Raw genomic sequence first — 24887 nt, 5'->3', positions numbered from 1 at the left:
AACGGGTGAAGGCGGGTACACGGCCCGATGTACGAGCTGCGTGGTGCGGCTGATGTGACGGGGGATGTGTCATGGGACTGCTGGCTACAACACACGGAACCGAACAGGACAGGCCGGAGTCCGGCCCGGCTGTCGTGGCGGACAGCGCCGCGTACGACATGGACTCGGAGCAGATCTGCCGCGCCCGTGACTTCGTCAGGGCGTTCCTGTCCGACGCGCGTTCGCGGCACGGTGTGAACGTACCGGCGCGGTCCATGGACATCGCCCAGCTGGTGGTCAGCGAGCTGGCCACCAATGTCTGCAAGTACGCGCCCGGGCCGTGCCTGCTGGATCTCGAGGTGGACGGCGGTCTGCTGGGCATCACGATGTGGGACTCGGGCGCCGTGCTCCCCGCCGCGCTGGGGGCCGATCCCGGCCGCGCGGGGCAGCACGGCCTGGAGATCGTTCTCGCGGTCTGCCAGAGCTTCGAGGTCCGCCGCGAGCCCGTGGGCAAGCGTGTCCGTGTGCAGATCTCGCTGCTCGAAGGACGGGACGCCGAACCGGCCGGCCCTACGCCCTGGTGACGTCCGGCGACTCGCCTCCTCCCGCACGTTCGCCGGGCGACGCGTCACGAGGGCCCGGCAGGCCGGGGACCGCCGACCGCGGTTCGTACTCCGAGACACCGAACCGGGCGTGCAGGCGGCGCAGGGGCTGTGGGCACCACCAGTTCGCCCTACCCGCCATCTTCATGATCGCGGGAACCAGGAGCATTCTCACCAGGGTCGCGTCGAGCACGACCGCGAGGGTGAGGCCCACTCCCAGGAGCTTCAGCGGGGTGAGGGGTGAGGTCGCCATCGCCGCCATCGCGATCGCCAGCACGAGCGCGGCCGCCGTGAACAGCCGGCCGGTCTGTTCGAGCCCGAACGCCACGGCGGAGGTGGTGTCACCCGTCCTGCGGTACTCCTCCATGATCCGGGACAGCAGGAACATCTCGTAGTCCATCGAGACCCCGAAGGCGATGCAGAACATCAGCACGGGCAGCAGCGTGTCCGTGGTGCCGGTGACCAGGAAGTCCCCCACCAGCCAGCGCAGGTGTCCGTCCTGGAAGACATGGACGATCGCCCCGAACGTGGCGGTGAGGCTGAGCAGGTTGAGCAGGACGGCCTTGACCGGCACGAGGATGCTGCCGGTGAACAGGAACAGCAGGGTGAAGATGACGAGCACGATGATCGCGACCGCGGATCCGAGCCGCTCGCCGACCACCGCTACGGTGTCCACGAGGGCAGCGGCGTCACCGCCCACGAGCGCGGGAACCGGGGCCGGCACCGCTCTCAGTGCGCGGACGAGTGCGCCGCCCTCGGCGGAGAAGGGCTCGGCGTCGGTGGCGACCGAGAGCCATCCGCCCTCCGGACCCGAGAAGCGGGCGGACGCCGGTGTGGGAGGGGCCTGCGGCCTCCCTCCCGCGTAGGAACCGGTCGCGGTGTCCACCCTGAGCACGTGGGAGGTCAGGGAGACCTGGCGGGCGTAGTCGTCAAGGCTCCTCGCCGGCGTACCCGTGAGGCCGGGCAGCACGATGCTCGCCATGGCCGTCGCCCGGCTGTCGAAGTCGTCGCGCACCACGTCGGTGGCCCGGTGCACGGGTGAGGCGGCGCCCAGCGCGCGGTCGTCCGAGAGTCCGAACTCGACGCGCTGGAACGGACTCGCCAGGCACAGCAGCACCGGAACCACCATGACGACGGTGAGGACCGGCCGGCGCATCACCGTCCGGGCCGTGCGGTAGAACAGTCCCGCACCGCCCACGCCGGCGGACGGTGGCGGTCCGCGCCTCCCGGCGACCCGGTCACCGGCCACGAGGAGGCACACCGGGAGCACGAGCACGGCGGTGAGCCCGGCCAGGGCAGCCACGCTCATGCCCGCGTAGGCCAGCGAGCGCAGGAAGTGGAGCGGGAACACCAGCAGCGCCGCCATCGACAGTGTGACGGTCAGGGCGGAGAAGAACACGGTCCGGCCCGCCGTGCGGACACTGACCAGGACCGCCTGCCGGACGTCACGGCCCGCGGCCAGTTCCTCCCGGTGCCGGGTGATGATGAACAGGCCGTAGTCGATGGCCAGTCCGAAGCCCAGGGCCGTGGTCAGGTTGACCGCGAAGACCGACACCTGGGTGAACCCGGTCAGGGCGTGCAGGACTGCCAGGGTCCCCACGACCGCGATCCCGCCGACGGACAGCGCGAGCAGGGCACTGAGCAGGTTGCCGAAGATCCATACGAGGATGAGCAGGACGATAGGTGCCGCGATCAGCTCAGCGCGGACGAGGTCGTGCCGGGCTCTGCTTCTCCAGGTCGCGTTTGGCCACCGCACGCCCGGCGGCCGAAGCCTCCAGCGGCGCCGTACCGGTGGCGGTCTCCCGGCGGATGTCCTCGGCGGTGGCCGCGACCTCGTGTTCGCCCCCTCGCAGCCGCAGGCTGATGAGCGCGGTGCGCCGGTCCCGGGAGACCAGCGCCGGGTCGGCTTGCGGCCAGTACGAGTCGAGGTGCCGCACGCGTGCGTCGGTACGGAGCCGCTCGGTCAGCCGTCGGCCGGCGGCAGCGGCCCGCGGCTCGTCGACGGAGCCCGGCGCACCGACGAGCAGGACCAGATCGGGGCTTCCCGACCGGAAGTGCTCGCGCAGCAGTGTGTCCGCGCGCGCGGAATCGGAGTCGGCGGGCGTCCATCCCCCACCGGAGAGCTTGCCGAACACGCCCGTGCCGACGGCTCCGAGACCGATCGTCACCAGCAGGGTCAGCGCGAGGAACGCGTACCGCCACCTGGACAGCAGGTGCACCAGACGTTCGGGGCGTGTCCTCGGCAGGACGGGCGTACCGGGGGCGTCGTGCGGTGTCCGGGTCATCCCTCACCGCCGGAGCTGACGGTGACCTTGTCCCCGCTGCGGGCGACCAGGACGTGGTGGAGCCGCCCGGAGGCGGTGCGGGCGGAGCGCAGGTCCTCGCCCACCTCCACGGTGCACGGGTGGACGCCGGCGAGGCGGCCGACGTGGTCCTTGACCGCGATGACCTCCAGATGGTCCCTGCCCCTGGAGCCCGGTGGCAGGCCCATGGCCGCAGCGACGGAGCCCCTGAGCCAGTCCACCTCGTCGATCTCGTCGGCGAGGATCTCCGTGATGCCGTCGGTGCGCCTGCACAGGCCCACCCCCGCCCCGGCACCACGGCGGGTCAGGAAGTCCCGGCGTTCGACGAGCGAGGCGCCGGCGAAGGGGCCGACGGGGAGCAGGATGTTCACCAGCCGCAGCGCCGCGGCGACCCGTCCGTCCACGCACATCTGGATGTCGACCGCCGACATCGGCCTGGGACCCACCCCTTCGGAGACGAAGCCGGCGAACCGTGCCTCGATCTCGACCAGGCCCGTTTCCGGCGGCTCCTCGAACAGCTCCAGCCCTGCCAGACGCAGGGGGTAGCCGACGACGTCCTCGCCGATCTCCGGGGACCACCGCCACAGGCTGGCGGACGGAATCACCTGGAGGAGGGCGTCCATGAGTCCCTGGTTCAGGCATCCCCTCGGCACCGTGCCACGGGCGAGGTCGGCGACTCCGGAGGATCCCGCCGAACCGACGGCCAGCGACGTCAGGTACTGGAAGGCCGGTCCGTGGAACAGTTCGGCCGAGGCGTACGGATCCGGCTGCGCGACGGCGTCCGGCAGCGGGGCGAAGCGTTCGGGGCGGCGGTCCGGCCGGTCGCCCACCAGCACCGTGCCGACTGCGGCTTCCTCGAACCGGGACAGCGCGGGCGTGGCAGCCTCACGCCACATCAGCAGCTTCACCTCCAGTCCCGTCGTCGTCCCGGCCACCTCGGTCCGCAGCCTCACGGGCCCGGCGAGCGGGATCCAGCGCCTGAGCCGGACGTCGCGTACGGCGGCCACGGGGCGGCCGGTGTGATCGGTCGCGGCCTGCGCGAGCCGGTCGACGACGGACATCATCGGCAGCGCGGGGACCGTGAAGGTCGGACAGTGGTCGCCCGTCCAGGTGTCGGCGGTGGGATCGAGCGTCCGCTCCGTCACCCCGGACGAGCGCTCGCCGTCCGATGCCCCTTCTGATGGGCGGTCATCGCGCTCACTGCCGGGCGGCGTTGGGTTCCCGTCCGGTCCGGCGTCGGGGCGCGCGTCGTCCGGAGCAGCCCGGGCGTCATCGGCGGACACGACACGGACACCGAGCCCACGGGCGTGGTAGAGACAGATGTCGTCCCCCCAGAGCCGTGCCTCGGCGACCGCGTACGGGCCGCGGGCGTCCTCCGCGATCTCGGTGATCTCCAGATCGATCCTGACAAGGGCGTTGCCCGGGGTGATCTGCCCGCGGTACTTCCAGGTCACCTCGCGGTGCGGCAGGACGGGTTCGAACCGGGGATGCGCGACGCCCGCGGTGAGACCCCGTTCGATCAGACAGAACTGGAGCAGCTGGCACATGGCCTCGATGCCGAGCGAGCCGGGCTGGACCGGGTCCTGGAAGAAGTGGGCCTTGAAGAACCACTCCCCCGCGTCGACGTCCTTCTCCGAACGGATCCGCCCCAGTCCCGCACGTCCTCCCTCGGGCCAGTAGCCCGTGATCCTGTCGATCATCAGGAGCATCGGGCCGGGCAGTGCCGCCGCACCGGCGAAGTACCGGGCCGGGCCCGTCGTGAGGTCGACCGTGCGCGCGCAGGGCTCCTCCAGTGCGGCCCGGCCGCCCTCCGGGACGGGCAGCCCGGTCTGGTGGTCGAAGGCCGACGGCGGGAAGAAGCCGAACACCGTGGACAGTTCGAAGACCTGGACGCCGTCGGCGAAGCACCGGACCGTGAAGGCCACGATGATCATCCCCCCGGTCCGGGAGAGCGAGGTCAGCTCCGCCTCGGTGCGTACGGTCCGGGTCGCCGGCGTGACCTCACCGGTGACCGTCCCCCTCCCGTCCAGGTTGCGGAAGAGCAGATCTGTGTCGGTGGTCAGCGGGCAGCCCACATAGGCGGCCAGCCAGCCGCACGGTTGCAGCGCGGTCTCCATGAGCACCGCGAACGGCATGGTCCGCCCGCCGCTCTGCTCGAAGTACCAGACCTCGTCGGGTACGTCGTACTCGACGGCCACCCGGCTGCCCTGCTCCATGCCGCGCTGCTGTCCGTGCACCGAGACGACGCGGGTCATGAAGTGGTACGGCGGCCCGGGCAGCCGCGAGATCCTGCGCGTGCCGTCGAAGATCTGCGCGGCGGCGCCGAACGCGTCGCTCGGCCTCCCCCACGCGCAGGCCAGCAAGGACGGGTAGTCGAGCACGAGTCCCTCGGCCCGCACCGCCGTGCCGGGATCGCGATGGCCGACGAGCCCGCCGAGAAGGGCCGGCGGTACCGGGGTTCCGCTCGTCTGCTCCCGGTGCCCGCCGAGCTGCCGCCAGTGCGACAGAGGCCAGTCCGGCACCAGCCGGAGTGACGCGTTCCTGCCGTGGAACGCCTTGACCCCGTCGACTGTGGCGAGGATGTCGGCGTACAGCGTCGGCTCGGGGCCCGCGGAGACCCCGTGCACGAACACCTCGTACACGATCCGCCGGCTGGCGGGCGTCGCCTGCCCACGGCAGTGGGCGGTGCAGGGCCGGTCGGTGACCGGCTCGAAGCGCCACCCGTCCCTGCCGGCGGTGAGGCCGAGGGCGGCCAGGTGGAAGGCCATGGCCTGCAGGCCGGCCTGGAGCATCAGGGTCCCCGGCATGCACGGGTCGTTCTCGAAGTGTCCTTCGAAGAACCAGTCGTCCGGCCTGACAGGAGTCTCCGCACGGAGGTAACCACGGCCCCAGGGCCCTCCGGCAGGGTCGAACGCGGTGACCTCGTGAAGGAGCAGCAGGCGTCCGCCGTCCGGCCGGGGCGAGCGCACATGGGACCTGGTGACGTCCCAGCCCGGCCCGAAGCAGTCGGCGGGCCGGCCGTCCGCGAAGGCGCGTACCTGTCCGGCGGTGAAGGAGGACCGTGTGCAGTGCACCGCGGGGGCGTCCTGGGGCATGTCGGGAGCCGGCGGCGAGGTGGCGGGGTCCCAGCGCACGCCGTCGGTGTCCTCGAGTTCGGCCTTCGTGAAGAAGCCCGCCCGGCCGTCGCGGACGCTCAGGCGGAGTTCGTCGCCGACGAAGCAGTCGTAGCGGAAGAAAAACAGCCGGACACCGCCGTGCCGGGCGTGCCTGTCGATGTGGATCTCGTACCGCAGTGTCTCCCCCGCCCCGGGCGGACTGCCGTGGTAGGTCAGTTCGCAGCCGAGCAGCCTGTAGGCCCGCTCCCCCCGGTTGAGCAGGTCGATCCCGAGCCGGCTGATCAGCAGCAGGTCCGCCTGGCCCGCCTCGATCATCAGGCCTGCCGGCATGCGCCCGGTGGGGTCGAGGTACCAGCTGTCGAGCCGGATGTCGGTCTCGGTGCGGATGGTCCCGGTGGCGTGTTCGGGGCCGAGGTCGGCGAGGGCCGCGGGGACGGCTTCGATGCCGGTGACCCGGTCGGCGAGCAGCATCGGCGGTCCGGGCATCCTGGTCTGCAGCTCGTACGCGTCCTGCTCGGCGAACCTGGGTCCGAACAGCGCGGATACGGGTCCCGAGGCGAGGTGTTCCAACTGCGCCCGGTCGAAGACGGTCACGGGCGGGAGGCCGCCGGTCCGCCCTCCGCCGAGGAGGAGAGGTGCGGGGACGGGTGCGGGCGGTCCGGCCGGACGCACGAGCGGCCGGGGCCGGTGCGACGCCGACGCCGCGTGGACGAGCGCGGTGGCGAGCCGGGCCCTGGTCTGCAGGAACCTTTGGTGCGCCTGGAGGTGGAGGGCGAGGACGTCCTGGTGCAGCGCGGTCACCCGCTGGGTCTGCTGTGCGACCAGCGTGCGCAGGTCCGTCGCCCGCGTCGCCTCGTCGGCGGGAGGTGCGGCGGGCCCGGCGGGGACAACGTCCGTGGGGACAACACCCGTGGGGCCGGCGTTCCCGGGGACGGGCTCCGCGGTGGCGGCAGCCTGCACGGGCGCCGGCACCGGCACCAGCTGAGGCGCCCTGGGCATGGTCACCGCCGGCTGTCCGGGCGGGGGCGAGCTGAGTGGCGGCAAGCTGATCTCCCGGTGCGCGGGGACGGTGAGGGTGGGCACGTCGTGCGCCGGTGGCGCCGCTGCGGCGCGTAGTTGCCCGAAGAGGGCCTCGGCGCGTACGGGTACGCCCGCGGCGACGAGTTCCGCCACGGCCAGGTGCAGCTGCCGCAGCCCCCTGCCCTCGGCGTCGAGCGCGACGGCGACATGTTCGCGGTCACCGAGGACCCGCTTGATCCACCCCGTGCACAGACCACGGGGCCCGTGCTCGACGAACACCCGGACTCCGTCGGCCCACGCCCGTTCGACCGTTCCGGCGAAGTCGATGGTGCCCACGCCCTGGGCCGTGACGGCGTCGGCGGCGCGCTCGGCCGTCGGCGTGTACGCCCGGGTGGTCGCCCCGCTGTAGAAGCGCACCCCGGGCACGGCGGTGGTGGGGCGGTGGTGGAGCCTCCACCAGCGGTCGCGTACCTCGCGCAGTTCGGGGGCGTGGGCGGCGAGGTCGTAGTCGATCGGAATCGCGTGGGCGGCCCCGAACCGTGCCACGACACGGGCGCACGCCTGTGACTCGCCGCCGACCACACACACGCCGGGGGCGTTGACCGCCATCAGATGGACGGCGCGCTCGTCCGCCAGCTCTCCTCGGACCCGGTCGAGGGGCGCGGTGACGAGATAGCTCGCCCACCGGTCACCGTCCACACCGAGCCGTTCCCAGGCGCGGCGCACGCCTCTCAGCTCACCGGTGAGCTCGCTGGTGAACAGGCCGCTCTCCCGGGTGTCCCGGTGCAGGGCCTCGACGTCCCTCCAGGCTCCCAGGGCGACCAGGGCCGCCGACTCCCCGGAGGAGTAGCCGACGGCGGCGTCGGGGCTCAGTCCGAGGAGGCCCCGCGTCAGCCCGACGTGGAGGGCGGCCAGCCGCGCCGCCCCCCAGATCCGGTCGAGCACCGGCTCTCCGGCATCGGGCTCCGGCCCCGGGAGGGCCTTCCCGTACGCGGCGGTGGCCGCGTCGCCGAGTGAGGGCAGGGCCAGTCGGACCTCACGGCCCATGCCGGGGTACGCGGCCGACCCGTTGGTGAACACGAAGGCGACCTCGCCCCCGACCGGTGCGGCCCGGTAAGCCGCGCCGGGCGGTTTGATCCCGCCCTCGACGAGCCAGCGGCGTACGGCCTCGCCCTGCGCCCGGGGGTCGCTGTCGGACACGTAGGCGAGCCGGGCGGGCCCTTGGGCGGACTCGGTCCCCGACTCCAGTGCGGTTAGGACCTCTTGGCGGTCGCGCCCGGAGAACACGTGCAGCCGCGGCTCCGGTCCGGGTGACCAGGCCCCGGCGTCCGCGGCTCGCAGCCGTACCCGCGCCGGGGGCGCCTCCAGCGGGGACACGATCACGTGGGCGGTTCGCAGGCCCGGCGCGACGGCCGCCGGGCCCCCCGTACGCGGCAGCACCCGGTGTCGCAGGGCGGTCACGGCGGCCGCGACGGCCAGCAGCCCGTGGGCGGCGTGGGCCCGGCCGAACAGCCCGGCCGGGTCGAAGTCCGCGTCGTCGCCGTCGCCGATCACCAGGTCGGGCTCGCCGCTGACGTCGCCGTCGAGGAGGGCGAGGACGGTGTCGCCGTCGCGGCGTGCGTCGGGGAGGCGCTTGAGGACCACCGCGACGGCGCCGTCCCCGGCCGGGTCCTCCCGTCCGAGCTCCCGGAGGGCGGCCCGGTGGACCGGTTCGCAGGAGAGGTCGACGGCGCCGACGAGCGCGGCGTCGGCCTCCCCGGCCCGGAGCGCGCGTGCCGCGAGGTCCAGTGCGACCAGCCCGGAGGCCTCCTCGGCTGAGACGGTGCAGCCGGGGCCGCCGAGATCGAGCTGGGTGTTGAGCCGGTTGGCCACGAGGTTGGGCAGCGTGCCCACGACCCGTTCCGTGTCCATGGGTGCGGAGAAGGCGTCGCGGACGCGTGCGGCCGTCGCCTCGTCGGCGGGAGCACCGGTCTCCTCCAGCCAGGAAGGAGCCCTCCAGCGTGCGGTGGCACGGGCGTTCTCCGTGTCCACCCCGGTCCCTACGAGGACCATGGTCCGCTCCCGCGGCAGGGTCACGCCCCGCGCGGCCTCCCGTGCCGCTTCGAGCATCAGGACCTGCTGGGGCAGTGCCCGCCCGACCGCCACGGGCGGGAAGCAGAGACCTGGCAGCGCCACATCGATGTCCGTGGCCGGACCGACCAGGCTGCCGTCGAGAAGCGCGTGCCGGAAGGCCTCGGTGCCGCCTCCCCCACCGGCACGGACCGTTGACGCGACGACAGCCAACGGCTCGTCCGGCGGGCGCCGGGTGCCGGGTACCAGGGTCACGGCGTCATCCCTGCCGTCCCAGGCGTCGACGACCAGATGGGCGTTGGCTCCGCCGAACCCGAAGGCACTGACCGCAGCCCTGCGAAGGCCGGGCCACGGTTCGGTCTCGCCCAGCACCCGCAGCGGTGTGCCGTGCAGTCCGGGCAGCGGCTCCTCGGCGGCGAGCGTGGCGGGGCGGATGCCCGCGCGCATCGCACCGAGCACCTTGAGCAGTCCCCCCATGCCGGCGGCGGCCAGCAGGTGTCCGACGTTGGACTTCACCGAACCGACGGGCAGGTCAGGACTGTCCGCGAAGACCCGCCCCATGCTGCGGGCCTCCTCCGCGTCGCCGACGGGGGTTCCCGTGGCGTGGCACTCGACGAGCGAGACGCTCCGCGGTGCGACACCGGCCGTGCGGTACGCCTGGAGCATGGCCCGCTCCTGGCCCTCCCGGGAGGGGCTGAGCAGTCCTCCGCCTCGCCCGTCGCTGGACAGCCCCACCCCCCGGACGACGCCCAGGACGGTCTTCCCCCGTGCGAGGGCGTCGCGCAGGCGCATCAGGGCCACGAACCCGGCGCCCTCACCGGGGAGCAGCCCGTCGGCGTCCCGGTGGAAGGGACGGCTACGACCGGTGCGGCTCACCGCGTTCAGGCCGCAGAACCCCACGTGCAGGAACAGGTTGTCGGCGCGGTTGACCGCGCCGGCCACCATGACGTCCGCCGTTCCGTCGTGCAGGCGGTCGCAGGCCAGCTTGATCGCGTACAGGGACGAGGCGCAGGCTGCGTCGAGGGCGAAGGCTCCCGCGCCGAGCCCGAGCGCCCGGGCCGCGAAGTGCGCGGGAAGTCCTGAGGAGAAGCGGTTACGGGCGTCGGGTCTGTCGCGTGCAGCCCCGCGCAGCAGGGAGGGCGCTCCCCCGGACAGCCATACGTGCTCGGCGAAGGCCGTCCCCGCGCTCGTCGGGTAGGACAGGTTTCCCAGGACCAGTCCCGTGCGGGGCGACCCCTCCTCGTGTCCGGCCTCGCGCAGCGCCTGCCGGGCGCCGTACAGCACCCAGTGGAACAGCTGGTCCAGCCCGAGGATCTCCTCCGGGGCGACCCGGAACCCGGTCGGGTCGAACGCCGCCCCGAAGTCCCTCACGTATCCGCCGACATCGTTCCACGTCCGGTCGAGGTGGTCGTCGACCGTGCCCATGGCCCAGCGGTGCGGCAGTCGCCATCTGCCGTCCGGGACAGGTGAGAGGCTGCACCGGCGGGCGGCGACGTTGTCCCAGAAGGTGTCGGGGTCGAGCGCGTCGGGGAAGACGCACCCCCGGCCTACGACGGCGATCGGGTCGAAGCCCATACCGGTCTCATTTCACGAAGTCGTACGGATCCGGGGCAGCGGGTCAGGAGGGTCGCCGTACGAGTTCCACGCCGAGGAGCTCCACCCTGGGCGATCCGTCCGGGTCGATGAGCGCCGCATCGCAGCGCGCCCCCGTCTCGTGGACCTTCCGGGCCCTCACCACGCATCGCACGGTGCCCGGCACCGGACCGCGCCGGTGCACCCGGCACTCCGCGACAGCCATCGGCAGGGTCGCGTCACCGAGTGCTCTGTCCGCCCACAGCAGGGCGAGTTGCAGGGCGCCGTCCGTGGCGGCCGCGTCGAGCTGCCAGTGGTCACCGCCCCAGCCGAGTTCCGTCAGACCGGCCACCGTGGCCTCGGCCCCGTCGGTCCCGACCCCATGGACGGTGCGGAGGGCGTGGAAACGCGGGCCGTGGAACAGCACCCGGCCGTCGTAGATCGCGGTGTCCTCGGGCGTGACGAGACCCTGCGGGACGTCCCAGGGCGCCGGCGGCGGCGGGCACGCCAGGAACTCCATCTGGACGCGGTGGTGCGGTGTGCCGTCCTCCCCGGCAAGTTCGGCCTCCAGGTCCGCCGGAGATCCGGTCGCGGCCCTGCGGCCCCTCAGGGTGAGCCGATGGCCGGCGCCGTCGAGGTCCGGCAGCGCGATCTTGCTGAAGACGCGCAGGTCCCGCAGCACCAGATGGCCGGCGTCAGGCCGCCAGGCCGCTGCCGCTGCGGCGAACCGGTCCAGAGCGACGGCCACGGGCAGGACGGGGACGTCGGCGACGGTGTGGTCGGTGAGATGGGGATGGGTGTGCGCGCCGACGTGGAACCGCGCCGCGACCGGTTCGGGGGAGGCCGCCGTGGAGCCGAGGTCCTCCCCGGCGGCGATGACCACCCTTGTGTCGGCGCCCGTGGCGTTCAGCTCGGCGGTGAAGGCGGCGGCGCCCCGCTCGACGGGAATGAGCGGCACACCCGACCGGCCGAAGTGGGCCGCCAGCGCGGGGGTGACCATTCCGCCGTGCCACGGGCCCCAGGCGATGGAGCGGACCAGGCAGTCGGGCCGCCGGGCGCGCTCGGCGCAGGCGACGTGGTTGAGCACCTCGTTGGCGACGGCGTAGTCGCTCTGCCCGACGTTCCCGAACACCGCCGCCACCGAGGAGAACAGGATGATCGTGTCGAGCGGATCGTCCTCGGTCGCCGAGAGCAGTGCGCGCAGGCCTCCCACCTTGGTGGCCAGGACCTGGTCGAACTGTTCGTCGGTCTTGTCGGCGATCAGCCTGTCCGCCAGCACTCCGGCACCGTGCACGATTCCGGTGACCGGGCCCCAGTCCCGGCGGACCCCGTCGAGCACACTGCGCACCGCCTCGCCGTCCCGGACGTCCACGGGGATGTAGCGGACCTCGGAGCCGGCGTCCTCCAGGGCCTCGACCGTGGACCGGACCTCGCGGACCGCGAGGATCCTCCTGGCCTCGGCCCCGATCCCGGCGGGGGTGGCCGTGCCGGAGCGTTCGGCGAGGGCCCGGGTGAGCGCGGGCTCGTCGGTCGCCGCCGACAGGCCCGGCGGTTCCTCGGAGAGCTCGGTGCGGCCCAGGAGCACGATGCGGGGCCTATGGGCCCTGGCGAGGTCGAGCAGCGCGGCCGCGGTCACCCCGCGGGCTCCGCCGGTGGCCACGACGACCGAGCCCGGGCCCGTCCGGGTGGCCGGACCGGGCTCCGCGGGCACCGGGGTCACGACCGGCGTGGTGCGGGAGCCGTCCGCACGCAGGCCGACCTCCGCCGCGGGCCCGCCGTCGAGGAGTTCTGCCACGACGGCCTCGGCGACGGCGTCCGCGTCACGTTCCCCGCGCTCGCAGTCGATCGCCTTGACCGTGGCCGCGGTCCATTCCCTGGCGGCGGTCCTGGCGAGCGCGGCGATGCCTCCGAGCCAGGCCCGTTCCGGCCTGCTGCCACGGAGCCCGAAGTCTCCGCCGGTGTCCTGCACGGCGACGAACAGCCCGCCTCCGGCGGTGAAGTGGGGCGCGACCGACCTCATGGCTTCGAAGACGTCGCGCTGCACCTCCAGCGCGGCCTCGGGAGAGCCGGCCGGGGCGAGACCGCCGAGGTGCACGACGGCTCGCGAGGCCGGGGGGACGCCGGGGACGACGGTGGCCGGGAAGCCGTGGCCGGTCAGTCGCGCCGCCACCCTCTCCGCGATCCCGTGGCCGTCGTCGGTCACGGCGATCGGCTCGTCACCGAGACCGGCCAGGGTCAGCCCGGGCGCGGGGGTGGGGACCGTACGCACGGCGAGCCGGCTGAGTTCGGCCGGCCGGAAGGACTCCCCCCGGGGCTCCACCTCAGCGGTGGCTGCGGGAGCGGTGGCGGTGTCGGTGGCGGCCGGCGCTACGACGGCGGAGGAGACGATCGGGGCTGCGGGAGCGGCAGTGGTGGCGGTGAACGCGTCGACGATCTGCCGAAGCGTGCGCAGCTTCAGGAGCTCGCCGACCTGACCCTCCTCATGGCCACCGGCCTTCTCCCGCATGGCGGAGAGGATCTCCACCCGCTTGATCGAGTCCACTCCCAGATCGGACTCGAGCTCCATGTCCACATTCAGCATCGCGACCGGGTAGCCCGTCCGCTCCGCCACCACGGACAGCAGCAGTTCCTCGAAGTCCTCGACGGACATGTCCCGAGGCGCGCCGGGAGCAGCGGGCACTGCTGCGGCCGCCTGCTGCGGGAGCACGACCGGGGAGGTGTCCGCCGCCCGGGCCGGGGCGGGTACAGCCGCCACGGGAGTCGCGGCGGGCATGGCGTAGGAGTACGCGGGGGGCGTGACGGAAGCCGCTGCCACCGTCGGCACGGCGGCTTCGGGAAGCGTGGGCAGGACGGGCGGGGCGACGGGAGCCAGGGTCCTCGTGGGCGGGCCGGCCTGTGCGCCCAGCATCGCGGCGAAGGTCGTCTCCGTCATCTGCAGGAAGGCCATGTGGCTTTCGGTCAGCATGCGCTGGCAGGCCTCGTGGGCCTGTGCCGTGTAGCGCTGCACGTTGTCGATCGCGGTGAACCAGTCGGCGTCCGTACCCGCGGCGGGCGCTTGGGGCACGGAGAGCGCGGGAGCGGGGGTGGCGAGGGTACCGACGGAGGGCGCGGGTTCGACGACAGCGGGGCCGACGGGGGCGACGGTTGTCCGATCGGGGATCTGCGCGGCCGGCGGGGGTACGTCGGCTACGCGGAGCGGGTTCGGCGGGGGCAGCGCCGCGGCTCCTCCGGCGGGCGGGTAGACCCTGCCCTGGTTCCTGCCGTTGATCTGAACGGTCATCCTGGGCTTGCGCTCCTCGGCTGCTGCTGCGGGCGGCGCGTAGGGCGCCCACATGTGGTCGTGGTCGAGTGGGACGCCCCGGGCGGCGAGCCGGCCGAGCGCGTCGTGCAGGGAGGTGATTCCGTTGCGGCCCTTACGGTCCAGGGCGACGGCGAGGTGGTCACGGTCGCCGAGGATCTGCGTGACGAGTCCGGTGAGCGCCTCACCGGCGCCGACCTCGACGAACGTCCGTACTCCCGCCGCGTACATCGCCTCGATCCCGGCGCTGAACAGCACGGGCGCCGCGAGGTGGCCGGCGATCCTGCGGCGGATCTCCTCGGGTTCGGTCGGGTACACCGCCGCGTCGGCGTTGCCGTACACGTCGATCCGGGGTTCGCCGACCGTGATCCCGCGCAGGTGGGCGAGCAGCGGTTCGCTCGCGGGGGCGACGAGCGGGCTGTGGAAGGCGGTCGCGGCTTCCAGCCGCCGGGTGGTGATCCCCTCGGCGGTGAGCTTCCGTTCGACGGTCCCGACCGCTCCCGAGGCTCCGGAGATCACGGTCTGGGCGGGGGCGTTGTGGTTGGCCACCCAGACCTCGGTGACCCCGCATCCGGCGATGACCTCCTCCGTCCGGGCCTGCCCGGCCGCCACGGCCAGCATGGCCCCCGGCGTGGCCACCGCGTCGCGCATCAGCTCGCCCCGCCGGCGGGCGAGGCTCACGAGCGCATCGGCCTCCAGGGCGCCGGCCGCGTGCAGCGCCACCAGTTCGCCGAAGCTGTGTCCGGCCACGCAGTCGGGCCGCAGGCCGAGACCTCGCAGGACCTCGACGAGAGCGAGGCTGTGCACCGCCAGCGCGGGCTGCGCCCACTCGGTACGGGTCAGCAGGGCCTGCTGCCCGGCCCGGTCCCCATCGCTGAAGGCAGGTGGCGGGAAGACCACGCGGTGGAGCTCGCGGTCGCCGGACTCCGTGGTGCCCAGCCGGTCCCACACCGCCTGGGCGTCCGGCGACAGCATGGCGACGTCCGCGCCCATGCCGACGTACTGGGCGCCCTGGCCCGGGAAGAGGAACCCGATCCGGCCGGGCGTGGCCGCGCCGGTGGCGTAGTGGACACCGGTCGGCGTGGAGAAGCCCCTGTCCGGCTGCCGGCCGATCAGTGCGAAGGCCTGCTTCAGCTTGTCCGACAGGTCGTCGTGGTCCGCGGCGACGACCGCGAGGCGCACGGGGTCGTGCGCACGGAAGTCCTGCTGGCTCCTCCGCGCGATCCCGGCCAGGGGTTGGTCACCGTCGAACCCGCGTTCCAGGAGCGTGGCCGCCGACGGAGCGCTGAGCAGCACCAGTTCGGTGGGGGCGGTCCGCGTACGCCAGGCCGTACGTGCCTCGGATCCCGGGGAGGGGGTGTACTCCTCCAGCGTGACGTGGAAGTTGCTGCCGCCGAAGCCGAAGCTGGACACGGCTGCCCGGCGCGGCCGGTCCGGTGAGCGCACCCATGGACGCGACCGAGTGTTCAGGTAGAACGGGCTGTCGTCGATCCTCATCGCGGGGTCGGGCCGGTCCACCTTGATCATCGGCGGGAGGACCTTGTGGTGCAGGGCCAGGACGCTCTTGAGGAGGCCGACGGCACCGGCGGCGCCCTTGGTGTGGCCGACCTGGGACTTGACCGAGCCGAGGGCGCACCACTGCCCTTCCTGCCGGCCGGACTCCTCGAAGACCTGGCGCAGCGCGGCGAACTCGGCGGCGTCACCCGCTCCGGTGCCGGTGCCGTGCGCCTCCACCAGTTCCACGGTCTCCGGTCCGTAGCCGGCGTCCTCGTAGGTGCGTCGCAGGGCCCGGGCCTGTCCTTCGGGGACCGGCGCGTAGATCGCGCCGCTCCTGCCGTCCGACGAGGTGCCGATCCCGCGGATGACGGCGTAGACCCGGTCACCGGCGCGCTCGGCGTCGGCGAGCCGCTTCAACGCGTACATGGCGATGCCCTCGCCGAGCATCGTGCCGTCGGCCGCGTCCGAGAAGGGACGGCAGTCGCCGCTGGGTGACAGGGCGGGCGTCTTGGAGAAGCACATGAAGGTGCCGGCGTCGTTCGACGCGTCGACGCCTCCACCGATGACCAGGTCGGCCCGGCCGAGGGAGAGTTCGCTCACGGCCGTCGAGAGGGCCGCGAAGGAACTCGCGCATGCCGCGTCCGTGACGTGGTTGGTGCCGTGCAGGTCGAAACGGTTCGCGATCCGGCCCGCGATGACGTTGCCGAGCAGTCCCGGAAACGTCGATTCCTGCCACGGGGTGTAGTGGCCGGTGATGCTGTCGCAGACGGCCTGCGCCTCGACCTCCGGGATCCCGTTCTCCCGGAGGGCCTTGAGCCAGACCGGGCGCTGGATCCGCGCGGTCATGTGCGTGAACAGTTCCGTGGCACCCGCCCCGAGGATCACGGACACGCGGTCGCGGTCGGTCCCGCCGAGTCCGCCGGTATCGGTGAGCACCTGCTCGGCGACGGTGAGTGCGAGGAGCTGCACGGTGTCGGTGGCCGCGAGGGAGTTGGGGAGGATCCCGAAGGCCATCGGGTCGAACTCGACGTCGGAGAGGAAGGCCCCTCTGCGGGCGTAGGTCTTGTCGGGAGCCGTCGGGTCGGGGTCGTAGTAGTCCTCGACCAGCCAGCGGGTGGCGGGGACTTCGGTCATCAGGTCACGGCCGTTCACGACCGTGCGCCAGAAGCCGCCGGCACCGTGCTCGCCGGGCATGAGAGCGCCGATGCCGACCACTGCGATCGGTACCTGTCGGGGGCGAGAGGCGGGCATGCTCTCCACTTCCTTGCTGTTCGGTGCGGGGCGCGTCCTCGGCGGTCCGGCGAAGGGCACACGGAACCCGGTCAGGCGAGGCGGCACGGGGTGAAGGCGGACGCCGAGGGCGGCACCGGCACTCCGTAGGTGCGCAGTTGGTGCGCGCGGGTGGCGACCGCGGCGCCTTCGAGCAGGTTGAGCGCGATCTGGACCACGGTGCGGTTGGCCGGTTCCGCCAGAAAGCTGTCCGCGGTCCACCGGTTGAAGGCGCCCATCGCGGGGCCGCACCAGATCTGGTAGTCGGCGCGCCGGGTCGGCTCACCGGTGATCGCCCACCGGCTGGAGTTGCCCAGGTACCAGCGGAAGACCAGGGCCATGCGGTGCCGCGGGTCCTTCTCCGCTCGGTCCGCCTCCGCCGGGTCGCGCTGTTGCCAGAAGCGCCGCGTGCTCGCCCACACCTCTTCGACCGGGGCTCTGAACACGTCCCGTTCGAGCTTGGTGCGCAGCTGCGTCGGCAATGCCTCCAGCGAGGGATGGGCCTGGTACGCCTCGTAGAGGTGGCCGGCCCGCTGCGCGAACAGGGTCCCCCGGCGCAGGACCTGGAGCCTTACGCCCGCCTCGAACATGTCGGCGGACGGGGCCATGATCACATCGGCGATGTCGGCTTCGGCCAGCATCGCCTTCGCGTCGTCCGAGAGGCCGGCTTCCACGGCGACCTGGTTCACCGACCCCGTCACGACGTACTCCGCGCCGAGGGCGAAGGCGGCTGCCAGCCCGTCCGGCGTGCCCAGCCCACCCGCGGCACCGATCCGGACCGCCCGTGTGTAGCCGAAGCGCCGGGTGATCTCCTCCCGCAGGCCCTGGATCCGCGGCAGCAGGACGGCGAGAGGGCGGTTGTCGGTGTGCCCTCCGCTGTCGGACTCCACCGTGAGGTCTTCGGCCACGGGCACCAGCGCGGCCAGCGCGGCTTCCTCCGCGGTGAGCTCTCCGCTCTCGACCAGGGGACGGAGCAGACCGGGTGGCGCCGGGGAGAGGAAGCGGGCGGCGACCTCGGGCCTCGACACCTTGGCGAAGAGCCTCGTACGCCGGACGATCCGCCCGTCGGGCCCCCTGCGCAGTCCGGCGGCCGAGCACAGCACCACGGCCGGGGTGAGGTCCATGTACGCCGACGCCGAGACGCAGGGGACGGACCGGCGCAGCAGCAGCTGGGCGACCTGGTGCTCCAGGCCGGGCTCGTTCGGCGAATGGATCAGGTTTACCCCCCAGTTCGGCCTTCCGGGCAGCTCCGTCGCCAGTTCGTGCACCGCGCGCTCGACCTCGGTGAGCGCGAGGCCGCCGGCGCCGAAGAACCCGAGCATCTCGGCGCGCGCCGTCGCGACGACCATCCGGGTCGTGGCGATGCCGTTCGCCATCTCCCCGGCCACGTAGGGGAAACGGACACCGTGGGCCTCGCAGAAGGTCCGTCCTCCCAGCCACTCCGGATACAGCGGCGGCAGCGTGCCGACGACGTCGCCCGTGGGCCTCGGGCCCGTCACCAGGCCCAGCTCCCGGCCGGTGGGACCTGCGACGATGTGCGCGTGGTCCCGGACCTGCCGGACGCAGGCCGCGATCCCTTCCGGTGCGAAGGCCGGTGAGGCGGTGACGGTCCCGTCGGGACGTGCCAGTACGGACAAGGGTGGGTCTCCCATCAGGAAGAGGTGCGAACCGCGTGTTCTCGGGTGCGAGGCCGCGTACGGGCTAGGGTGCTCCGGCGGTGGTGGCGGTCCGGCTCGTGCTGATGCCTGCCGTGAGGTAGTCGAGATCGACGCGGATCCCCGAGGAGAACGGGCCCAGCAGGCTCCGCACCCGGGTGTCGTCGAAGCGACGCCGGTGGCTGAGGTAGGGCGTGAACCCGGGGTAGAGGTCCACGGCCGCCTCCAGCCGGGCCCGCTGGTCGGGCCGCTTCCTGACGAGCCGCACCCTCACCGGTGCGATGCGTTCGACCAGGGCGGTGAGGACCGTGGTCGCCACGTCATGGTCGTGGACGACGTGGTAGACGTCGGCCCGCCCCGAAGGTGGCCGGTTCGCCAGCCGGACCATGACGGCGGCCGCGTGCTCCACCGGCATCAGGTTCAGATGGCCCCGGGGGTCGCCCGCCAGCCGTACCACCGGACGTCGTTCCTCGGGAACGTCCCTCTCCGGGAGCCCGCCGCCACGCGCCGAGGACTCCACGATCCGCGCCAGGAACTGGAGCGGGTGCTGCGGGAGTCCGGGGGACGGCGGCAGGTCCGTGACCAGGACGCTCGGCCGCATGACGACGACCGGCCGTCCGTGGAGCCTGGACCAGTCGCGCACCAGGACCTCGGCCTCGTACTTGGACCGCTCGTAACTGTTCTCGAAGCCGTGCCGGTCCTCCAGCTCGTCCTCGTAGACGACGCCTTCACGGCGCGCGCCGCCCACGAAGGCGGTGCCGATGTGGTGGACCAGCGGCCGACGGGCTCCGGAAGCGGCCAACTCCAGTACGTGCCTGGTGCCTTCGACGTTCGTCAGGCGGAGGCTGCCGAGATCGTCGTCCAGGTTGATGTTGCCCGCGCAGTGCCAGATCACGTCCAGTTCGTCGGCGAGCCTCCGGTATTCGGCTGCGGGCAGCCCGAGTTCCGGCCGGCACAGGTCGATCTCCACGACGCGAAGCCGGGTGGGGAGCTCCGCGATCAGCGCGGCGGGCGCTCCGCTCAGCTCCATGAAGCGGGTGATCCGGCTGAGCGCACAGCCCGATCCCGCGTGGCCGAGCACCGTCAACGAGGCGTACCGGTCCAGCAGTCGGCGGACAAGGCGCAGCCCCAGGAACCCGGTGGCCCCGGTAAGAGCGACTCGCACTTTCAGTGACTCCAGAGTTCAGAGATCGGAGAAACCGGTCGCCCGGGCGGGGAACCGTGGAACGTGTGGAGTCGCCCGAAATCCCCCCGGCCGTTCTTCCGCGATGGACAACCTTCGACACGCGAGCCGGGAAACGGCACGGCTGACGCGTTTGCCGAACTTCACCCGATCGGCCCTACGGGCAGTGGCCCGTATCTGTCGAAGTACGTTGATTCCGGACGCGGTCGTCATGCGGAACGACCGCCCCGGCCGGTGTCCGTACACCGGGTGGCCGTCCGCCCCTGCCGGTGCGGGACGCTCCGTGGACGCATTCGGTGCCGGTGCCGCCGGTCGACCCGGTGCTCAGCCTCCGTGCTCAGCCTCCGTGCTCAGCCTCCGTGCTCAGCCTCCGTGCGCGGCTGCCGCGCCGGTGGCCGCCCCGCCGGTCACGGCCTCCGCGTCGGCGCCGGCCTTCTCGAGGAGCTCCGTCATGGCGGCGTGCGCGCGCTCCGGGTCGGCGTCCCTGACGGCGTCCAGAACCGCCCGGTGGCTGGGCACGGGATCGTCGCCCTGCCGGTGTGTGTGCACGAGGCGGTCGCGCTCGCGGAGCCCGGGCTCCAGCAGCAGGTCGAACCGGGCGAGCAGATCGTTTCCCGTAGCCCTGAAGAGCGCGCGGTGAAAGGCCGTGTCCGCTCCGGCCGCCATCTCGGCGTCACCCCGGGTACGGCCCATGGCCGCCAAGGCCTCCTCCAGGGCGACGAGATCCCGCTCGCTCCTGCGCGCGGCGGCGTGCCTGGCCACGGCCGGCTCGATGATGGCGCGCACCTCGGCGAGGTCACCGAGCAGCTTCGCACCGTGGCCGCCCGCCACCCGCCAGCGGATCACGTCGGCGTCGAGGAAGTTCCACTCGCGGTCCGGCTGGACGAAGGTGCCGCGCTTCTGACGGGAGTCGATGAGCCCCTTGCCGGCGAGGACCTTCAGGGACTCCCGCATCACGGTGAGACTGATGTCCATCTCCTCGGCGACGGACCGCACGTCGATGGTGTCCCCCTGGGCGATCCGTCCGGAGACGATCCGGTACCCCAGGGCCTCCACGACCTGACCGTGGATGCCCCTGCCGACGTAGGCCGCCATGGCCCGCCTCCTCGTCCTGGTGAAGCCCTACGGGCGTTGCGCACGGGCGCCTCGTGGGGACCCCGCACGCCCTGCCGGGAAGCGGACCCGGGTGTCCGCGCTCCCCGGGCCCGGGGAGCGCGGTGCGAAGCGACACCATTGAAGCACCAGGACATTTGCCGACCGGTGTCCGCGGCGTCGTTCCGGCCGCCTGGACCGGCCCCGGGTCAGCGGATCGCGGTGCCCGGCGCGGCGGCCAGCAGGCCGAGTTCGTCGCGGCGCGGCAGTCCCTCCCAGTCGCCGTCCGAGGCGACCGCGAACGCGCCGAGCGTGTTCGCGCGGGCGAGCCGTCCGGCCGGCGGGAGCCCGTCGAGCAGGCCGGACAGATATCCGGCGCAGAACGCGTCGCCGGCTCCCACCGTGTCGCGCACGGGCACACGCAGAGCGGGTACGGAGTGCCGGACACCCTGCCGGTCACGGTAGGCGGCTCCCTCTCCCCCGCGTTTGACGACCACCTCGCGCACCCCGCTGTCCAGGAGCGCGTCCACGGCTCGTTCCTCGCCGTCGGGGGAATCGGAGAACGCACCGCTCACGACCGGGAGTTCGTCGTCCGACGCGATCAGGACGGTGACGTGAGGCAGCAGCGGCCGAAGCGCCGTGCCCGCCTCCTCGGCCGTCCAGAGTCGCTGCCGGTGGTTGACGTCGAGGGCGACGGTCCATCCGCGCGCGTGGGCGTGGGCGGCTGCCGCGCGCGCCGCCTCCAGGGGGCCGGGGCCGAGCGCACAGGTGATGCCGGTCAGGTGGAGCACCCTGGCGCCGTCGCCGAGGGCGGGCTCGATGTCGGCGGGGGTGAGCAGCGAGGCCGCGGAGCCGCTGCGCCAGTAGTGGACCCGCACGAGGTCCGCGACGCGCTGCTCACGGAGCATCGCGCCGGTGGGGGCGGTGGCCCGGGTGGCGGCACGGGTGATGTCGACGCCTTCCCCGCGGAGTGTGCGCAGGACGAGGCGGCCGGGTTCGTCGTCCCCGACGAGTCCGGCCCAGGCGGCGCGGTGCCCCAGCCGGGCGAGGCCGATGGCTACGTTCGACTCGGCGCCGGCGACGGTGGTGCGGGCCTGTGCGCCGACCGCCAGGGAACCTGGGAGTTGGGCGGCGAGCATGGTCTCACCGAAGGTCAGGACGTCGACAGGGGCGGGTGTCCGCCCGGGAGCGGCGCTCACGACTCCTCCTGGGTGCCGGCGGAGCACAGGGCGACGAAGCGGCGGGCGCGCTCGCGAAGGGCGGCCAGGTCTCCGCCGTGTACGGCGTCGCCGACGAGCGGCGATCCGACACCCACCGCGACCGCTCCGTGGGCGAGGTACCGCTCGGCTCCGGCGAGGTCCACCCCGCCGACGGGCACGATCGGCATGTCGGGGAAGGGGTCGCGCAGGGCCTTGAGGTAGGCGGGTCCGCCGAGCGAGGCGGGGAACAGCTTGACGGCGTCGGCGCCCGCGCGCCGGGCGGCGACGGCCTCCGTCGGGGTGAGCGCACCGGCCAGTACGGGCAGCCCCGCCCGTACCGAGGCGGCCACGGACTCGGTGAGCGCGGGGGTGACCATCCAGCCGGCCCCGGCCTCGTGGGCGCGTTCGACGTCTTCCTCGGTCAGCACGGTGCCGGCACCGACGACGGTTCCGGGGCCCACCTCGGCGGCGGCGCGGCGTATGACCCCGAGGGCGTCGGTGGTGTTGAGGGAGACCTCCACGAGGGCCACGCCCTCCTGCGCGAGGGTCAGGACCGTGCGCAGCGCGGCGTCGGGGTCCGGGCCGCGCACGATGGCGGCCAGGCGGGTGCGCCGGAGCACTTCGGCGAAGGTGTCGCTGTTCGGCGGGGACAGGGGGTGCATGTGATTCACGTCCATGGAGTCGTTCTGCGGGTCGGCCGCGTCACCGTTCGGTGGCCGGGGCCGGGTTCACCATTCGGCGAAGGATCCGTCGGCATGGCGCCAGATCGGGTTGTGCCAGTCCTCGACGGTGTTGTCGGCGGCCCGGACCGCGCGTTCGTCCACGTCGATGCCGAGGCCGGGTGCCGTGCTCCGCAGGAAGTGTCCTTCGTGGAAGTCCAGCGGTGTCGGGTCGGCGAGGTAGTCCAGCGGTCCGGCGCCGACGTTGTAGTGGATGCCGATGCTCTGTTCCTGGATCAGGAAGTTCGGGGTGCTGAAGGCGACCTGGAGGCTGGCCGCGAGTGAGACCGGTCCCAGCGGGCAGTGCGGCGCGAGGAGCACGTCGAAGGTCTCGGCGAGCGCGGCGATCCGGCGGACCTCGGAGATCCCTCCCGCGTGGGAGAGGTCGGGCTGGATGACCGCCACTCCGGCCATGAGGGCGGGGAGCACGTCGGTGCGCGAGAACAGCCGCTCCCCCGTGGCCAGCGGTACGGGCGATCCCGCGACCAGGTCGCGCAGCCGGTGGGTGTACTCGGGGAGCACGGGCTCCTCGACGAACAGCGGGTTGTACGGGGCGAGATGCGGCAGGATCTTGGCGGCGTTGGCGACGGTGAACCGGCCGTGGAAGTCGACGGCGAAGTCCCGGTCGTCGCCGAGCGCCTCGCGTGCGGCGGCGGCACGGGAGACGACCTCACCGATGTCGCGGGTGGTCGCCAGCCGGTTCATCCGCCCGGAGGCGTTCATCTTCACCGCGGTGAAGCCGGCCTCGACCTGTTCCCGCACCGCCTCGGCGATCTGGGTGGGCTCGTCCCCGCCGACCCAGGTGTACGCCCGCACCCGCTCGCGTACCGGCCCGCCGAGCAACTGGTGCACGGGGGCGCCGTAGACCTTGCCCGCGATGTCCCAGAGTGCCTGGTCGAGTCCGGACGCCGCGCTGGAGAGGACCGGGCCGCCGCGGTAGAACGAGCCCTTGGTCATGGTCTGCCAGTGGTCCTCGATCCGCAGCGGGTCCTGCCCGACGAGGAGTTCGGAGAGTTCGTGCACGGCGGTGCGGACGGTGGCGGCGCGGCCCTCGACCACCGGCTCGCCCCAGCCGACGACGCCGTCGTCCGTCTCGACCCGGCACAACAGCCAGCGGGGCGGCACCGCGAAGGTCTCGATACGGCTGATCTTCATGTTTCTCCTCGGAACGGCCGGCAGCGGACGGCGGTCCGCCTGCCGGGCACGGGCGACCTCGGTGAAGGGGTGCGGGTCAGCAGGAGGTCCGGCAGGCGCTCCGTCCTCCGTCGACGACCGGTGGGGCGCCGGTGACTAATGGGGTGTCCTCGCTCAGGAGGAGGGCAGTCGCACCGGCGACCTCCTCGGGCCGTCCGAGCCCCCGGGCCACTGTCTGCTCGACGCTGCCGCGCCGGTCGGCCTGGCCGACCCGCGCGGCCCGCGCCGCCGGACATCTGCGGGCCTGTGGGCTGCACGGGCGGCTCCGGTACTGCGGCCTGGACGGCGTTCGGACGGTCGGCAGGCGCCCGGGGCACCCGCAGAGTTATTAAATATGAATTATTGCCTCAGGCCAAGGGGCCGCCCCGCGGAACGCCGGACCGGAGCCGCACGCGAAACGGCACGGCCGCACCCCTGTCAGGAGTGCGGCCGTGCCGTGTGCTGCCGGTGCGCGGTGCTCAGTAGGCGGAGTCGACGTTGTCGATGGAGCCGTACTTGTCGGCGGCGTAGTTGGCCGCCGCGGTGATGTTGGCGACCGGGTCGGTGAGGCTCTTGGCGGTGCCGTCCACGTGGTACGCCTCGAAGGTCGGCTGGATCACCTGGAGCAGCCCCTTGGACGGCGTGCCGTTCTGCGCGTTGACGTCCCAGCCGTTGGCCGCGTGGGGGTCACCGCCGGACTCACGCATGATGTTGCGGTGCAGCCCCTCGTAGGTGCCGGGGATCCCCTCGGCCTTCATGATCTTGAGGGACTTCCGGATCCAGCGGTCCAGGTCGTCCGTGTCGGTGGCCTTGCTCGCCTTGTGCGCCCTCTCCGCCATGGCGTGCGCCTGCGCGGAGATCCCGGCCGCCGAGACTCCGGCGGCGGACGTCGCCACACCGTGCGAGGCCGGCTCGGCGGCGTGCGCGGGGGACGGGGCGAGGGTCAGGGCCGCTGCTGCGGCCCCGGCGGCACACAGTCCGGAAACGGAGAACCTGCGGATCCGGGCGTTGCGGGCGGCGGGGGTCAGGGACTGGGCGGACGTACGGATGGAAGATCTCCTTGCGACGGGGTCGGGGATGCCACGGGGCTACGGGGGCCAGAAGCGAGGCAGGGTCCGTACGTACGGACCGTGCGGCGTG

The 24887-nt window shown here is 73.1% G+C and carries 13 protein-coding genes; 1 reads left to right on the top strand and 12 read right to left on the bottom strand.

The annotated features are described in order from the left end of the window. The first annotated feature begins 71 nt into the window (after nucleotides 1-71). A complete protein-coding gene (locus P8A20_RS33065; protein ID WP_147960884.1) occupies nucleotides 72-563 on the top strand; it encodes an ATP-binding protein in 492 nt (163 codons plus the stop codon). Here the strand turns inward: P8A20_RS33065 and P8A20_RS33060 are convergent. The 12 genes from P8A20_RS33060 to P8A20_RS33005 all read right to left on the bottom strand — a co-directional run bounded on the left by P8A20_RS33060 (nucleotide 550) and on the right by P8A20_RS33005 (nucleotide 24826). Beyond that, a complete protein-coding gene (locus P8A20_RS33060; protein ID WP_306104823.1) occupies nucleotides 550-2337 on the bottom strand; it encodes an MMPL family transporter in 1788 nt (595 codons plus the stop codon). The two genes, P8A20_RS33065 and P8A20_RS33060, sit on opposite strands and share 14 nt — an antisense overlap. Next, nucleotides 2279-2866 (bottom strand): MMPL family transporter, encoded by a 588-nt coding sequence (locus P8A20_RS33055; RefSeq protein ID WP_306104822.1) that lies wholly within the window; start codon nucleotides 2864-2866, stop codon nucleotides 2279-2281. Before P8A20_RS33055 ends, P8A20_RS33060 begins: the two co-directional genes overlap by 59 nt. Next, nucleotides 2863-10665 carry a beta-ketoacyl synthase N-terminal-like domain-containing protein gene (locus tag P8A20_RS33050; RefSeq protein WP_371934422.1) on the bottom strand — a complete coding sequence of 2601 codons (7803 nt, stop codon included), beginning with the start codon at nucleotides 10663-10665 and terminating at the stop codon, nucleotides 2863-2865. Before P8A20_RS33050 ends, P8A20_RS33055 begins: the two co-directional genes overlap by 4 nt. A gap of 43 nt (nucleotides 10666-10708) precedes the next feature. Beyond that, nucleotides 10709-16708, bottom strand: coding sequence for an SDR family oxidoreductase (locus P8A20_RS33045; protein WP_306104821.1), 6000 nt, complete (start codon nucleotides 16706-16708; stop codon nucleotides 10709-10711). A 71-nt stretch (nucleotides 16709-16779) separates the two neighbouring features. Beyond that, complete coding sequence (locus P8A20_RS33040; protein WP_371606641.1) at nucleotides 16780-18363, bottom strand: PfaD family polyunsaturated fatty acid/polyketide biosynthesis protein; 1584 nt, start codon at nucleotides 18361-18363, stop codon at nucleotides 16780-16782. A 64-nt stretch (nucleotides 18364-18427) separates the two neighbouring features. Then, the gene (locus P8A20_RS33035; protein ID WP_147961656.1) at nucleotides 18428-19546 is read right to left on the bottom strand and encodes an SDR family oxidoreductase; all 1119 of its coding nucleotides are present in this window, start codon (nucleotides 19544-19546) and stop codon (nucleotides 18428-18430) included. 381 nt (nucleotides 19547-19927) lie between these two features. Then, nucleotides 19928-20659 carry a FadR/GntR family transcriptional regulator gene (locus tag P8A20_RS33030; RefSeq protein WP_306104819.1) on the bottom strand — a complete coding sequence of 244 codons (732 nt, stop codon included), beginning with the start codon at nucleotides 20657-20659 and terminating at the stop codon, nucleotides 19928-19930. A 206-nt stretch (nucleotides 20660-20865) separates the two neighbouring features. Further along, nucleotides 20866-21855, bottom strand: coding sequence for a sugar kinase (locus tag P8A20_RS33025; protein WP_147961655.1), 990 nt, complete (start codon nucleotides 21853-21855; stop codon nucleotides 20866-20868). Next, nucleotides 21852-22532 (bottom strand): bifunctional 4-hydroxy-2-oxoglutarate aldolase/2-dehydro-3-deoxy-phosphogluconate aldolase, encoded by a 681-nt coding sequence (locus P8A20_RS33020; protein ID WP_261988857.1) that lies wholly within the window; start codon nucleotides 22530-22532, stop codon nucleotides 21852-21854. Before P8A20_RS33020 ends, P8A20_RS33025 begins: the two co-directional genes overlap by 4 nt. Before the next feature lie 51 nt (nucleotides 22533-22583). Next, complete coding sequence (gene dgoD, locus P8A20_RS33015) at nucleotides 22584-23729, bottom strand: galactonate dehydratase (protein ID WP_147961654.1); 1146 nt, start codon at nucleotides 23727-23729, stop codon at nucleotides 22584-22586. Between the two features lie 76 nt (nucleotides 23730-23805). Beyond that, entirely contained in the window at nucleotides 23806-24072 is a 267-nt protein-coding gene (locus P8A20_RS33010; RefSeq protein ID WP_147961681.1) for an SDR family oxidoreductase, read from the bottom strand. Nucleotides 24073-24226: 154 nt separating this feature from the next. Continuing rightward, nucleotides 24227-24826, bottom strand: a complete 600-nt coding sequence (locus P8A20_RS33005) for a transglycosylase SLT domain-containing protein (RefSeq protein WP_371606805.1) — start codon at nucleotides 24824-24826, stop codon at nucleotides 24227-24229. Nucleotides 24827-24887: the final 61 nt, after the last annotated feature.

The organism is Streptomyces sp. Alt3, assembly GCF_030719215.1.
Taxonomy (GTDB): domain Bacteria; phylum Actinomycetota; class Actinomycetes; order Streptomycetales; family Streptomycetaceae; genus Streptomyces; species Streptomyces glycanivorans.
The sequence above is the reverse complement of the archived record's forward strand: the minus strand, read 5'-3'. Positions and strand labels throughout refer to the sequence as shown.

Bases quoted from the DNA above. Each gene is read 5' to 3' on its own strand.
- P8A20_RS33065 (WP_147960884.1), top strand. From the start codon at position 72: ATGGGACTGCTGGCTACAACACACGGAACCGAACAGGACAGGCCGGAG.
- P8A20_RS33055 (WP_306104822.1), bottom strand. From the start codon at position 2,866: ATGACCCGGACACCGCACGACGCCCCCGGTACGCCCGTCCTGCCGAGG.
- P8A20_RS33050 (WP_371934422.1), bottom strand. From the start codon at position 10,665: ATGGGCTTCGACCCGATCGCCGTCGTAGGCCGGGGGTGCGTCTTCCCC.
- P8A20_RS33045 (WP_306104821.1), bottom strand. From the start codon at position 16,708: ATGCCCGCCTCTCGCCCCCGACAGGTACCGATCGCAGTGGTCGGCATC.
- P8A20_RS33030 (WP_306104819.1), bottom strand. From the start codon at position 20,659: ATGGCGGCCTACGTCGGCAGGGGCATCCACGGTCAGGTCGTGGAGGCC.
- P8A20_RS33020 (WP_261988857.1), bottom strand. From the start codon at position 22,532: ATGGACGTGAATCACATGCACCCCCTGTCCCCGCCGAACAGCGACACC.
- dgoD (WP_147961654.1), bottom strand. From the start codon at position 23,729: ATGAAGATCAGCCGTATCGAGACCTTCGCGGTGCCGCCCCGCTGGCTG.